Source organism: Nonomuraea sp. NPDC050783, assembly GCF_040802095.1.
In the GTDB taxonomy this organism is placed as follows: domain Bacteria; phylum Actinomycetota; class Actinomycetes; order Streptosporangiales; family Streptosporangiaceae; genus Nonomuraea.
This window is the reverse complement of the sequence record NZ_JBFAHK010000011.1, coordinates 123,508-136,838: the sequence shown is the minus strand read 5'-3', so window position 1 is coordinate 136,838 and position 13,331 is coordinate 123,508. Positions and strand designations below refer to the sequence as shown.

Annotated in this window: 9 protein-coding genes; 7 read left to right on the top strand and 2 right to left on the bottom strand. The window is 73.4% G+C overall.

The window, feature by feature from the left end:
* Positions 1-63 precede the first annotated feature (63 nt).
* The 6 genes from AB0H75_RS27860 (at position 64) to AB0H75_RS27835 (ending at position 9,224) form a co-directional block, all read left to right on the top strand.
* Positions 64-1,104, top strand: a complete 1,041-nt coding sequence (locus AB0H75_RS27860) for a LacI family DNA-binding transcriptional regulator (protein ID WP_367801069.1) — start codon at positions 64-66, stop codon at positions 1,102-1,104.
* Between the two features lie 123 nt (positions 1,105-1,227).
* Positions 1,228-3,327, top strand: coding sequence for an alpha-galactosidase (locus tag AB0H75_RS27855; protein WP_367801067.1), 2,100 nt, complete (start codon positions 1,228-1,230; stop codon positions 3,325-3,327).
* Between the two features lie 60 nt (positions 3,328-3,387).
* On the top strand, positions 3,388-4,707 hold the full coding sequence (locus AB0H75_RS27850; RefSeq protein ID WP_367801065.1) for an ABC transporter substrate-binding protein: 1,320 nt from the start codon (positions 3,388-3,390) through the stop codon (positions 4,705-4,707).
* A 59-nt stretch (positions 4,708-4,766) separates the two neighbouring features.
* Positions 4,767-5,711 (top strand): carbohydrate ABC transporter permease, encoded by a 945-nt coding sequence (locus tag AB0H75_RS27845; RefSeq protein WP_367801063.1) that lies wholly within the window; start codon positions 4,767-4,769, stop codon positions 5,709-5,711.
* Positions 5,708-6,583 (top strand): carbohydrate ABC transporter permease, encoded by an 876-nt coding sequence (locus AB0H75_RS27840; protein WP_367801061.1) that lies wholly within the window; start codon positions 5,708-5,710, stop codon positions 6,581-6,583. The genes AB0H75_RS27845 and AB0H75_RS27840 overlap by 4 nt, the downstream gene beginning before the upstream one ends.
* 43 nt (positions 6,584-6,626) lie before the next feature.
* The gene (locus AB0H75_RS27835) at positions 6,627-9,224 is read left to right on the top strand and encodes a CBM35 domain-containing protein (RefSeq protein WP_367801059.1); all 2,598 of its coding nucleotides are present in this window, start codon (positions 6,627-6,629) and stop codon (positions 9,222-9,224) included.
* A gap of 6 nt (positions 9,225-9,230) precedes the next feature.
* Here the strand turns inward: AB0H75_RS27835 and AB0H75_RS27830 are convergent, their stop codons facing one another.
* A complete protein-coding gene (locus tag AB0H75_RS27830; RefSeq protein WP_367801058.1) occupies positions 9,231-10,511 on the bottom strand; it encodes an ArsB/NhaD family transporter in 1,281 nt (426 codons plus the stop codon).
* A gap of 225 nt (positions 10,512-10,736) precedes the next feature.
* On the opposite strand from AB0H75_RS27830, the gene AB0H75_RS27825 reads away from it, so the two are divergent.
* Positions 10,737-10,883, top strand: a complete 147-nt coding sequence (locus AB0H75_RS27825; RefSeq protein WP_367801056.1) for a hypothetical protein — start codon at positions 10,737-10,739, stop codon at positions 10,881-10,883.
* Positions 10,884-10,988: 105 nt separating this feature from the next.
* On the opposite strand, the gene AB0H75_RS27820 is transcribed toward AB0H75_RS27825, so the two are convergent.
* The gene (locus tag AB0H75_RS27820; protein ID WP_367801055.1) at positions 10,989-13,214 is read right to left on the bottom strand and encodes an MFS transporter; all 2,226 of its coding nucleotides are present in this window, start codon (positions 13,212-13,214) and stop codon (positions 10,989-10,991) included.
* Positions 13,215-13,331: the final 117 nt, after the last annotated feature.

Sequence of the window (13,331 nt, the reverse complement as noted above, 5' to 3'; positions counted from 1 at the left end):
CGGCCGCCGCGGCCCGCCTCGCCCCTGGCGGCCGGTCCGGGAGGCCGGGCCTACCATGTGAGCGTGACCTCGACATCCCGGCGCGCGTCCAGGAGCGCCGCCGCCGTGCCCAGCATCCGGGACGTCGCGGCGGCCGCCGGGGTGTCCTACCAGACCGTCTCGCGGGTGCTCAACGACTCGCCCAAGGTGCGCGCGGAGACCCGCGCGGCGGTGCTGGCGGCCATCGACCGGCTGGGCTTCCGGCCGAGCCGCGCCGCCCGCGCGCTCAGCCTGGGCCGGGCCGGCTCCATCACCGTGGTCACGTCCAACACGGTCCTGTACGGCTACGCCGCGACCTTGCAGGGCATCGAGGAGGCCGCGCGCGCGGCGGGCCTGGCCGTGGGGATCCGCGTGGTGGAGTCGGCCGAGCCCGCCGAGGTGAAGCAGACCGTCGACGACGTCAGCGACGCCAGCGCCGGCGGCGTGGTGGTGATCGCGTTCGACCCGATGGGCGTGGCCGTGCTGGAGGCGCTGCCTGAGCACGTCCCGGCGGTGGCCGCCACCGAGCCGGCCGCGCCCGACCGGGGCCGGGTGGCGATCGCGCTGGACGAGCGCCGCGCCGCGGCCGACGCCACCCGGCACCTGCTGGCGCTGGGCCACCGCACCGTGCACCACGTGGCCATCCCGTCCGAGGGCCGGGCGGGCGGCCGGCTGGCCGGCTGGCGCGACGCGCTGGGCGAGTCGGGCGCGCCGATCCCCGCCGTGCTCGACTGCGGCTGGGACATCGCCTCGGCCTACGCCGCCGGGCGGCGGCTGGCCGCCGAGCCGGACGTGACCGCCATCCTGTGCGGCAACGACGACATCGCCCAGGGGGTGCGCCGGGCGTTGTACGACGCGGGCAAGGACGTGCCCGGCGACGTGAGCATCGTCGGCTTCGACGACATCCCGGGCTCGGCGTACTGGACGCCCGCGCTGACCACGGTCCGGATGGACTTCGCCGGGCTGGGGCGGGCCTGCTTCCACGCGGCCGTGGCCGAGCTGACCGGCCAGGAGCAGCCGGAGCCCGCCCTGGTGGCGCCCAGCCTGGTGGTGCGCGAGTCCACCGGCAGCCCGCGCCGCGGCTGAAACCCGCGCGTAACGATCCCGCAAAGAGGTCTTCCCTCCCGCTGGTGTGACCGCTCACACTGCCTTTGTGACCGGTCACACCGAGCTGTGCGGCCCGGACCTCGCACGAAAGAGAGTTCCCTGATGCCTGCTGACGTCGTCGAGATCCTGCGCTGGGGCCACTCCGGCCTCTCCGCCGTCCTGGAGGTCCAGCCGGATCGCCCGGTGGCGCTGCGCGAGCTGGCCGCGGGGCCGGTCACCGTGCGGGCGCGGGTCTCCCAGCCGGTGGTGGAGGTGCTGGTGCCCGGCGAGGGCCGGGCGCGGGCCTCGCAGCGGCTCTCGGAGACGGCGGTGGGCTGCCGGCTGCGTTACGCCGGGGCCGAGCAGTCCAGCGCGGACGGCTGGCACGAGCTGCGGGTGCGGCTGCGGGACGAGGTGTCCGGGCTGGCCGCGGAGCTGACCCTGCGCTCGCCCGACGGCGTGGCGGCCGTGCAGGCGTCGGTGCGGGTGACGAACGTGGGCGAGCAGCCGGTGCTCCTGCTGGCCGTCACCTCCTTCGCCGCCGGCTTCCTCGGCCTGCCGGCCGCCGAGCTGGACGTCCTGTACGGCGACAGCGACTGGCTGGGCGAGAGCCGCTGGACCGGCCGGCCGCTCACCGATCACCTGGCCGACCTCGGCCTGCCCGGGCACGGCCAGCACGGCAAGGGCGTCTTCGCGCTGACCAGCACCGGCACCTGGTCGAGCGGGCGGCATGTGCCGATGGGCGGGCTGAGCGAGCGGCGTACCGGCCGGACCTGGCTGTGGCAGATCGAGCACAACGGCGCGTGGCGGTGGGAGGCGGGCGACCGGCTGGACGGCGCGTACGTGGCGCTGTCCGGCCCCACCGACCCCGACCACCAGTGGAGCGAGCTGCTGGCGCCCGGCGAGTCGTTCATCACCGTGCCCGTCGGGGTCGCCGTCTCCGACGACGGCGGCGTGGAGGGCGCGGCGGCGGCGCTGACCGCGTACCGCCGGGCGCTGCTGCGCCCCCATCCCGACCGGCCGGCGCTGCCGGTGGTGTTCAACGACTACATGAACACGCTGATGGGCGACCCGACGACGGACAAGCTGCTGCCGCTCATCGACGCCGCCGCCGCGGCCGGCGCGGAGGTCTTCTGCGTGGACGCCGGCTGGTACGACGACGGCGGCGACTGGTGGGACAGCGTGGGGGAGTGGCTGCCGTCCCAGACCCGCTTCCCCCGGGGCCTGGAGGAGGTGCTGGCCAGGATCGCCGGGCACGGCATGACGGCCGGGCTGTGGCTGGAGCCGGAGGTGATCGGCGTGCGCAGCCCGATGGCCGACAAGCTGCCCGCCGAGGCGTTCCTCCAGCGGGGCGGCGTGCGCCTGGCCGAGCACGGCCGCCACCACCTGGACCTGCGCCACCCGGCCGCCGTCGCGCACCTGGACCAGGTGGTGGACCGCCTGGTGGAGGAGCTGGGCATCGGCTACTTCAAGCTGGACTACAACGTCAACCCCGGCGCCGGCACCGACGTCGGCGCCACGAGCGTCGGCGCGGGGCTGCTCGCCCACAACCGGGCCCACCTGGCCTGGCTGGAGGGCGTGCTGGACCGCCACCCGCGCCTGGTGCTGGAGAACTGCGGCTCCGGCGCGATGCGCATGGACTACGCGATGCTCTCGCGCCTGCAACTCCAGTCCACCAGCGACCAGCAGGACTTCCTCCGCTACCCGCCGATCGCGGTCGCGGCTCCGCTGTCGATGCTGCCCGAGCAGGCCGCCAACTGGGCCTACCCCCAGCCCGGGATGACGGACGAGGAGATCGCCTTCACGATGTGCACCGGCATCCTGGGCCGCCTCTACCTGTCGGGCAACCTGCACCGGATGGCGCCGGGGCAGCTCGCCCTGGTCAGGGAGGGAGTGCGGCTCCACCAGGGCCTGCGCCGGGACCTGCTGCGCGCCACGCCGTGCTGGCCGCTCGGCCTGCCCGGCTGGGACGATCCGTGGCTCGCCCTCGGCCTGCGTACGGAGCACGTCACCCACCTGGGGATCTGGCGCAGGCCGGGAGCCGGGGAGCGCACCGTGCTGCGCCTGCCGCACCTGTCCGGGCGCGACGTGCGCGTGGAGGCCGCCTATCCGGCCGGCCGGGAGGGCTGGTCCGCCGTCTGGAACCCGCGGACCGCGGAGCTGACCGTCACCGCGACGGCCCCCGCGCCCACCGCCCGAATTCTGCACCTTCGTCCCCACTAACCTCCCTAAAGGGATGTTCGATGCCATAGGTGGTCGAACATGGATAAAGGAAGCCGAACCGTGAAGCTCGTACAGCGTGTCGCCGCCGCGGCGACCCTCGCCCTGGCCGTCGCGGCCTGCAGCGATCCCTCCGCCGGGCCCGCCGCGCCGGCCGCCGGCAGCTCCCCGGCCGCCTGGCCGTCGCCCACCGCCCGGCTGGACGGGGTCACGCTGACCATCTGGGCCGCCCAGAACAGCACCACCGTGCCCAAAGCCGTCACCGACGCCTTCACCCGGGCCACCGGCGCCAAGGTCGAGGTCGTCACCATCCCCGACCCGTACGAGCAGGGCGTGCAGACCAAGGTCGCCACCGGCGACAAGCCCGACCTGGCCTTCTGGCAGCCGACCGCCTCCATGCTCACCGCGCTGAACGCCCGCGCCAACCTGCAGCCCCTCGACGGCGCCCCCTGGGTCGCGTCGCTCTCGCCGGAGCTGCGCGACATCACCGGCCTGCTGGACGGGACCCGCTACGCCGCGCTCGTCACCAGCCCCGCCGTCGAGGGCGTCTACTACAACAAGCAGGTCTTCGCCGCCAACGGCATCGAGCAGACGCCCAAGAGCTTCGACGAGATGCTGGAGGTCGCCCGCACGCTCAAGGGCAAGGGCGTCACCCCGTTCTTCGAGATGGCCGGCGACAAGTGGGCCACCCAATGGTGGGTGCAGGTCCAGCTCGCCGACGCCGCCAGGAACGGCCTGTGGGACCGGATCAACACCGGCAAGGAGACCTTCGAGGACAAGACCATCCTCGACGCCATCAAGAAGTACAAGGCGCTCATCGACGAGGGCCTGTTCAACGCCGACATCAAGACCGCCACGTTCGAGGACCAGGGCGAGGCGCTGCTGTCCGGCAAGGCCGCCATGGCGATCCAGGTCAACTCGTTCTTCGGCCAGCTCCAGGCCAAGGCCGACACCGCCGAGCTGGACCGGAGAATCGGCTTCTTCCCGATCTCGCCCAGCGGCAACGTCGGCACCTCCATCCCCGACCAGTCCAACGCGCTGGTCGCCTTCCGCACCGGCGACGCCAGGCGGGAGGCCGCGGCGCGGCAGTTGCTGGCGTACTGGATGGGGCCCGGCTACGCCGGGTTCGTCGCCGACCGCAAGACCGTCTCGCTGCGCCCGGACGTGCCCACGCCCGACGGCGTGCCGCAGGCGCTGCGGGACGTGCACGCCTCGCTCGGCCGGTCGGTCGGCTCCATGCAGTCGCTGGCCGTGGCCAATCCGGACCTGTACCTCAACCTGGCCGACATGATCACCGGCAGCCTGACGCCCGAGCAGGTGGCCGCCGCCACCCAGAAGCAGTTCGCCCAGCTCGCCAAGGCCGCCGGCGCCACCGGCTTCTGACCGCACCGGCGGGAGGCGGCCCCGGCCTCCCGCCCCGCCCCACACCCACCAAGGAGCCGATGGTGCCGACCGGCCGGCAGACGCTCACCCGCCCAGCACGCCGCGCACCGGCCGCCCGGCCGGCGCCCCGCCGCGTCGCGCGCGACCGCACCCACCCGATGTGGTTCCTCGTCCCGGCGTTCGTGATCCTGTTTGTGTTCTTCTTCCTGCCGACCCTGTTCAACTTCATCTACGCCTTCACCGACTGGTCCAGCTTCAAGAGCGAGATCCGCCCGGTCGGCCTCGACAACCTCACCGCCCTGCTGTCGGACGGCACCCTGTTCAGCGCCCTGCGCGTCACCGTGGTCTACGCCGCCCTGGTCGCGCTGCTCCAGAACCTGTTCGGCTTCGGCCTGGCGGTGCTGCTGGAGAAGGACACCTGGCTCAACCGGGCCGCCCGCCTGGTCTTCGTCGTCCCGGTGCTGATGTCCGCGCTGGCCGTCGGCTACCTCTTCCAGGCCCTGCTCAAGCCCGACGGCAGCCTCAACGACCTGCTGTCGGCCCTGACCGGGCAGCGGGTGGACATCGCCTGGCTGGGCAGCACCACCTGGACGCTCGTCCTGGCCGCGGCCATCCACGCCTGGAAGTGGATGGGCCTGTCCATGCTCATCTACCTGGCCGGGCTCAAGACCGTCCCCGAGGACGTCACCGAGGCCGCCCGCATCGACGGCGCCACCGGCCGGCAGGCGTTCTGGGCGGTGCGCTTCCCGCTGCTGGCCCCCGCGATCACCTTCAACGTGGCCACCGCCCTGCTCGGCTCCATGAACGGCTTCGACATCGTGCAGGCGCTCACCGGCGGCGGCCCGGCCCGCAGCACCGAGATCCTCAACATCTTCATCTACCGCACCTTCGGCCAGGGCCTGTTCGCCCAGGCCACCACCATGAGCCTGGTGCTGTTCCTCATGGTCGCGCTGCTGGCCTTCCCGGTCATCCGCGTCCTGCGCAAGAGAGAGGACATCCTGTGACCGCCCCCGTCTACGGCGCGCCGCGCCGCCGCGCCACCCGCCCGCCGGCCGCCCGCGGCTGGGCCGCGCGGCTGCGGCCCGCCGCCGTCGTCGCGCTCGTCTTGCTCGTCATGGGCATGCCGCTGTGGCTGGTCGTGGTCACCGCCGGCAAGTCGCAGGGCGAGGCGCTGTCGCCGGACCTGTCCCTGCCCTCGCGCTGGCGGCTCTGGGACAACCTGGCCCAGGTCTGGGAGCAGGGCGAGGTGCCCAAGGCGTTCCTCGGCAGCGTGCTGGTCGTCGCGCCGTCGGTCGCGCTGGTGCTGGCGTTCGGCTCGATGGCCTCCTGGATCCTGGCCCGCCGCGCCACGCGGCTCAACGCCGTGCTGTACGCGCTGGCCATCAGCGGCATCGTGCTGCCGCCCGCCGTCGTCACCATCGTGCTCCTGCTGCGCCAGCTCGGCCTGGCCGGCAGCCCGGTGGGCATGATCGGCGTCTACGTCGGCATCTACCTGTCCACGGTGATCTTCTTCGTCACCGGGTTCGTCCGCACCGTGCCGCTGTCGCTGGAGGAGGCCGCCCGCATGGACGGCGCCGGTCCCGTGCGGGTGTTCTTCTCCGTCATCCTGCCGCTGCTGCGCCCGGTGCTGGCCACCGCCACCATTCTCATCTGCCTGTACGTCTGGAACGACGTCTTCTACGCCTTCTTCGTCGTCGGCGGCCGGCTCGACACACTGCCGCTGAACCTGTTCCAGGTCGCCAACGCCGGCCTGTACCTCAACAACTGGCACCTGATCTTCGCCTACATCATCCTCATGAGCCTGCCGCTGCTGGTCGTCTTCGCCGTCGCCCAGCGGAAGATCATCTCCGGCATCACCGGCGGCGCCGTCAAGTAGCCCGGCCCGCTCGTCCCCCCAGCCCCCCATGAGAGAGGACGCCATGTCCCGATCACAGCGCCGATCACGCGCGGCGACGGCCGCCGCCGCGTTGGCTCTCGCCTCACTGACGGCCGTCCCGGCCCACGCCGCCGCCGCGCCCGACGTGGTCGCCGTGGACTTCGCCCAGCGCACCGGAGCGGTGCACGGCGGCGCGACCGGCATGTTGTACGGCCTGTCGGACCCCGGCGTGCCCGGCGACTCCCTCCTCGCCGGCGCCCGGCCGCGCACGATCGCCCAGAAGGCCCCGGACGGTGACCAGCACCCCAACGGCGACGCGCTCGCCGTCGCCGACGGCTTCTTCGCCGCGGGCGGCGAGGAGATCGTCGTCTACATGCAGGACGTCTACAGCCAGTGGCCCTACGAGAACCGCGGCATCGACGACTACCTCGCCAAGGTGGACACGATGGTCCGCAAGGTCGTGCGCGAGCGGCCGAAGGACAAGGGCAGGTTCGTCTGGGTGCCGTTCAACGAGCCCGACGGCATCTGGTACCAGGACTGGAACGCCTCGAAGCAGAAGTTCTTCAGCGACTGGAAGGCGGTGTTCGAGCGCATCCGCTCCATCGACCCCGCCGCCCGCATCGTCGGCCCCAACGAGGCGAACTACAACCCCGGCCGCGTCCGCGACTTCCTCACCTGGGCCAAGGCCACCTCCTGCGCCGGCGACCAGCAGGGCGACTGCCTGCCCGACATCATGTCCTGGCACGAGCTGTCACGCAGCCGGCTCGCCGACTACCGCGGCCACTACGAGGACTACCGCCGGATGGAGCGCGAGCTGGGCATCGGCCCGCTGCCCATCAACATCGACGAGTACGGCAACCGCCGCGACATGTCCGTCCCCGGGCAGATCATCCAGTGGATCTCCCTGTTCGAGGACACCAAGGTGGACGCCGACATGGCCTACTGGACCTACGCCGGCAACCTCGACGACCACGCCGTGCGCACCCGCCAGGCCAACGGCGGCTGGTGGCTGCTCAAGTGGTACGCCGACCTGACCGGGCAGACGGTCAGGACCACCCCGCCGCAGTTGAACGTGGCCGACACCGTGCAGGCCGTCGCCGCCATCGACGAGCCCGCCCGGCGCGGCACCGTCCTGGTGGGCGGCGGCGCGCAGCCCGTCCGCCTCGACGTCTCCGGCCTCGCGACCGCCGTCTTCGGCCGGCAGGTGGACGTCCTGGTGTCCAGGACGACGTGGACCGGCTACGAGGGCGACGCGCTCAAGCCGCCGGTCGTCGCCGCCCGGCGCGCCGCCGTGCGGGACGGGCGCCTCCAGGTGGACCTGCCCGGCGGGGACGTGATGGCCGCCTACCGGGTCACGATCGTGCCCTCCACCGGGGCCGCGCCCGCCCCCGACGTGCCGTGGAGCACGTCGGTGGAGGCCGAGTCGGCCACCCTCACCGCCGCCCAGGCGTTCAGCCAGGACACCACGGCGAACCCGCAGCTCTACGCCACCTCCGGCAGGCGCGACGTCGGCGCCATGAACCAGACCGGCTCGGCCGTGACGTTCTCCGTCACCGTGCCCCGCGACGGCCGCTACCGCCTCGGCGTCCACCAGGGCGCCAACAAGGCCCCCGGCAGGCACGCGCTCTTCGTGGACGGCAAGCTCGACCAGATCGTGCAGTACTCGGCCGACCTGAGCTGGACCTACCGCGGGCGCACCGACGTGGAGCTGGAGCTGTCCGCCGGCACGCACCAGCTCTCCCTGCGCACCAGCGCCGACGGCGCCACGCGGCTGCCCGGCAGCGACATCACGCTCGACAGGTTCGACCTCACCGAGGTCACCGGGGCGGAGCGGGCCGCGTACCCGGCCGACGAGGCGCGGCTGTCGGGCGGGGCGCGGATCACCCGCGAGGGGAAGGGCCCGGCGATCGCCCTCGGCGGCGACGCCCGCGCCGTCTTCTTCGTCGCCGCCGGCCAGGACGGCTACTACGACCTGACCCTCTCCTACAAGGCGAGCGCCGCCGGCGACCTCGGGGTCCGGCTCGACGGCCGCCAGGTGCGGGGCCTGCGGGCCACCCGCCCCGGCGAGGCGGCCTCCCGCGCCCGGGTCTACCTGCCGGCCGGCGTCTCCAAGGTCGAGGTGGGCGGCCCGGCCGGGCTGGAGCTGCGCGAGCTGACCACGGTCAGGGCCGCGCGGGCCGACGCCGCGATCCACCGGGTCGAGGCGGAGCAGGCCCGGCTCGCCGGCGCGGCGAAGGCGGTCACCGTCCCCGCCACGAGCGCGTCCAACGCCTCCGGCGGCGCCTACGTGGGCGACCTCGGCAACGGCGCGGGCAACACCCTGACCCTCGCCCGCCCGGCCGGGTTCGGCCCCGGCGAGTACGTCCTGCTGACGCACTACGCCAACGCCGACCGCAACACCGGGCACCCGTACAACACCGACGTCATCAGCCGCTTCCTCGACATCACCGAGACCGGCGGCGCGACGACCCGCGGCGTGTTCCGGCACAACTACGCCTGGGACAACTTCTGGCCGCAGGCCACGCCGCTCACCCTCACCACCCAGGCCGGCGCGCTCGTGCTCGGCAACGCGGGCGCCTACGGCCCCAACGTGGACCGGCTGGAGCTCGCCCGCCTCGTGCTGGAGGTCGAGAACGGCTGACGCGCATCAGCCCAGGTAGCGCAGCCACAGGTAGGGCGCGACCAGGCCGACGGTGACCACCGTGACGACGAGGCCGTACTTGGTGAACTGCCAGAAGCTGATCGGGGTGCCGTTGCGGGCGGCGATGCCGAGCACCACCACGTTGGCCGCGGCGCCGACGGCGGTGGCGTTGCCGCCCAGGTCGGCGCCGAAGGCCAGCGCCCACCACAGCGCCCGGCCGCCGCCGGCGTGGACGAGCTGCTCCACGATGGGGCTCATCGTGGCGACGTAGGGGATGTTGTCGACGACCGCCGACAGCGCCCCCGAGACGCCGAGCAGCCCCATCGTGGTCAGCTCCGGCCGCCCGGCGGTGGCCGACACGGCCGCCCGCGACAGCGCGCCGATGACCCCGGTCTCCACCAGCGCGCCGACCATGACGAACAGCCCGGCGAAGAACACCAGCGTGGGCCACTCCACCTCGGCGATGGCCTGCTCGGTGGTCACCCTCGTCACCGCGACCAGCACGCCCGCGCCGAGCAGCGCGACCACCGACGGCTCGTAGTGCAGCACCGGGTGCAGCACGAACGCCGCGATCACCAGCGCCAGCACCGCCAGCGACTGCCACAGCAGCCGCCGGTCGCGGATGGCCTCCCGCTCGTCCAGCGCCATGATCTCGGCGGCCCGGCCGGGGTCGTGGCGGAACCGCCGCCCGAACATCACCCAGCACAATCCGATGAACACCACCATCAGCACGACGACCATCGGGGCCATGTGGAGGAGGAAGTCGTTGAAGGTCAGCCCGCCGCGGCTGGCGATGATGATGTTCGGCGGGTCGCCGACCAGCGTGGCCGCGCCGCCGATGTTGGAGGCCATGGCCTCGGCGATGAGGAAGGGCGCGGCGGGCAGCGCCAGCCGCGCGCACACCAGGAACGTCACCGGCGCGACGAGCAGCACCGTGGTGACGTTGTCCAGCAACGCCGAGGCGGAGGCGGTGATGAGCAGCAGCAGCACCATCAGCCGGAACGGCCGGCCGCGGGCGCGCTTGGCCGCCCAGATGGCGAGGTACTCGAAGACACCGGTCTCCTTGAGCACCCCGACGATGACCATCATCCCGAGCAGCAGGAAGACGACGTTCCAGTCGACGCCGGTGTGCGGGGAGAAGAACGCGGCCTCGCCCCCGGTGGCGTGGATCAGCAGCATGATCCCGGCCCCGCCGAGCGCGGCCGCCACGCGGTGGACCTTCTCGGTGGCGATCAGCGTGTACGCGGCCAGGAAGACCGCCACGCTCACCCACGACAGCACGCTCACGCGGCGAACCGGTCAACGAATCGCACGAGCTCATCCTTTTCGCTCAACGGACAGAGATTCGCCGACCAGACTTCCCGGCACACCAGCCCCCAACATACCAACGGCCCCGAGCCTCACCTGCGCGCCGGCTCCGGCACCAGCCGGTCACAAGTGTTCGCCAAGAGCGCGACAAGTGCCGCCTGGGACCTTGTGGGGGCACATCACCGAGGAAAGGTTCCGACCGAGATGAACGACTTCGACAACGGCCTGCGCGACCTGGCCGACCGCGAGCTGGACGACCGCGAGCTGGCCGCCGTCACCGGAGGCATGTGGGCGAACTACGACTGGATGAACTACGACTGGCGCGACGCCGTCATCGACGCCCTGCCGTAGGCGTCACCCCCGCCCCGGCGCCCGCGCGGTGACGCGGGCACCGGTGGCGACCAGGGCCGCGATCCGGGCACGGGCCGCGCGCGGGCTTCAGCGGGCGGGGCGGGGTCAGTCCGTCCCGCCGGCCAGGCTCTTCACCCAGGCGGAGACGCCCTGCATGAGGACGTCGAGCTCCTTGCGCAGCTCGGCGTTCTCGGCGCGCAGCCCGTGGTTCTCCCCGCTCAGCTCCCGGACCTGCTCGCGCAGCTCGTGGTTCTCTCCGTGCAGCTCCTGGTTGAGCCTGCGCAGCTCCTGGTTCCGCCTGTGCAGGCCGGCGTTCTCGGCGAGCAGTTCGGCGCCGGCGGTGCGTGGCTCGGCGCCGGCGGTGCGTGGCTCGGCGTCGGAGGTGCGTGGCTCGGCGTTCTCGGCGTGCGGTCGCGCCGGGAGAGCGGCGCGCTCGTCCGCGGGCCGGCCGCGCCAGGGAGGGGAGCGGAACGCGTCCGGCCACGAGCCCGGCTCCTCGTGCCCGGTCGGCGCCGGTGACGACGGCGGCCGGATCGGTGCGGTGGTCGGGCCGGACGAGTCGCCCTCCGGCCGGGGCGCCGCATGCGCACCACGCGGCGCCGCCAGCGCCGCCAGCGCCGCGAGCCCCGGGTGCTCCGGGTGCTCCGGGTGCGTGGGGCGTGCGGGGTGGTCAGGGTGGACGGGTCGCTCGGGTCGCTCCAGGTGTTCGGGCCGTCCGGGTCGCTCGGGTCGCTCCAGGTGGTCGGGGTGTTCGGGTCGCTCGGGTCGCTCCAGGTGGTCGGGGTGTTCGGGTCGCTCGGCGTGCTCAAGGTGCTCGGGGGGCTCTGAGTGCTCTCGGTGACCCGGGTGGGCGCCGCGCGGTGTCGTGAGCACCGAGGCCGCAGGGGCCGGGGCCGCAGGGGCCGGCGTCGCGACGGCCGGGGGCTCGGCGGGGGCGGGGCGGGAGCGGGGGAGGGCCAGCGTCACCAGGGCGGCCACCAGGGCGACTCCGCAGCCCACCAGCAGCGCCGTACGGAACCCGGACTCCGACGGCAGCACGTGCCCGCCCGCCGTCACCGTCATCTGCGACAGGACGGCGCCGACCACGGCGGCGGAGACCGAGGTGCCGATGGAGCGCATCAGGGTGTTGAAGCTGTTGGCGGAGGCGGTCTCGTGCCGCGGGACGGCGCCCATGATCAGGGCGGGCATCGCGCCGTAGGCCAGGCCGACGCCCATGCTGCCGACGCTGCCGGCGATCATCAGCCCCCAGGCCCAGCCCATCAGGCCGAACGCGGAGGCGTACCCGAGGGCGATGACCAGCGCGCCGACGAACAAGGTCGTCCTGGGCCCGCGGGCGGCCGACAGCCGGGCGCCGAGCGAGGAGACCGCCATCATCATCAGCCCGGACGGGGCCAGCCACAGCCCGGCGGCCAGCATCGACTGGCCCAGGCCGTACCCGGTGGCCTCGGGGAGCTGGAGGATCTGCATGACGACCAGCGACTGGGCGTACATGGCGAAGCCGACCAGGACGGAGGCGGCGTTGGTGAGCAGGACCTGCGGCCGGGCGGTGGTGCGCAGGTCCACCAGCGGGTCGCGGGCGCGCAGCTCCCACAGCCCCCACAGGAGCAGGACCACGACGGCCGCGCCGAGCAGCCCGAGCGTGGTGCCGCTCGTCCAGCCCCAGTCGGCGCCCTTGGACACGCCGAGCAGCAGGCAGACCAGCGCGACGCCGAGGCCGGCCGCGCCGGCGAGGTCCAGGCGGCCCCGGCCGCGGCGGCGGGCGGGCGTGGCGGGGACGAGCAGCCAGATCAGCGCGGCCACCAGGAGGCTCAGCGCGGCCGAGCCCCAGAACAACATCCGCCAGTCGGCGTACTCGGCGACAGCCGCGGAGATCGGCAGGCCGAGCGCGCCGCCGATGCCCATCGACGAACTCATCAGCGCGATCGCGGGGCCGATCCGCTGCGGCGGCAGCAGGTCGCGCAGCGCGCTCACGCCGAGCGGGATCATGCCGACGCCCAGTCCCTGGAGGCCGCGTCCGGCGATCATCGGCGGCAGCGAGCCGGCCAGCGCGCACACCACCGACCCGGCGACCAGCGGTACGGAGCAGGCGAGCATCAGGCGGCGCTTGCCGTACAGGTCGCCGAGCTTGCCCACCACCGGGGTGGCGACCGCGCCCACCAGCAACGTCACGGTGATCACCCAGGACGTGTCGGCGGCGCTCGCGTCGAGCAGCCGGGGCAGCTCGCCGACGAGCGGCACCACCAGCGTCTGCATGAGGGAGCCGACGATGCCGGCCACGGCGAGCACGCTGACGATGCCGCCGCCAGAGCGCGAGGTGGGCGCGGAATGCACTATTTATCCCCTTATGGCCTGTTAATCCGAATGCACTATACGCAACGTGTGCAGCGTGCACATCAGGGGGTGGGCGCTCGCGCCGGCCGGCCGCCACCCGGACCCTCGGGCGCTTGG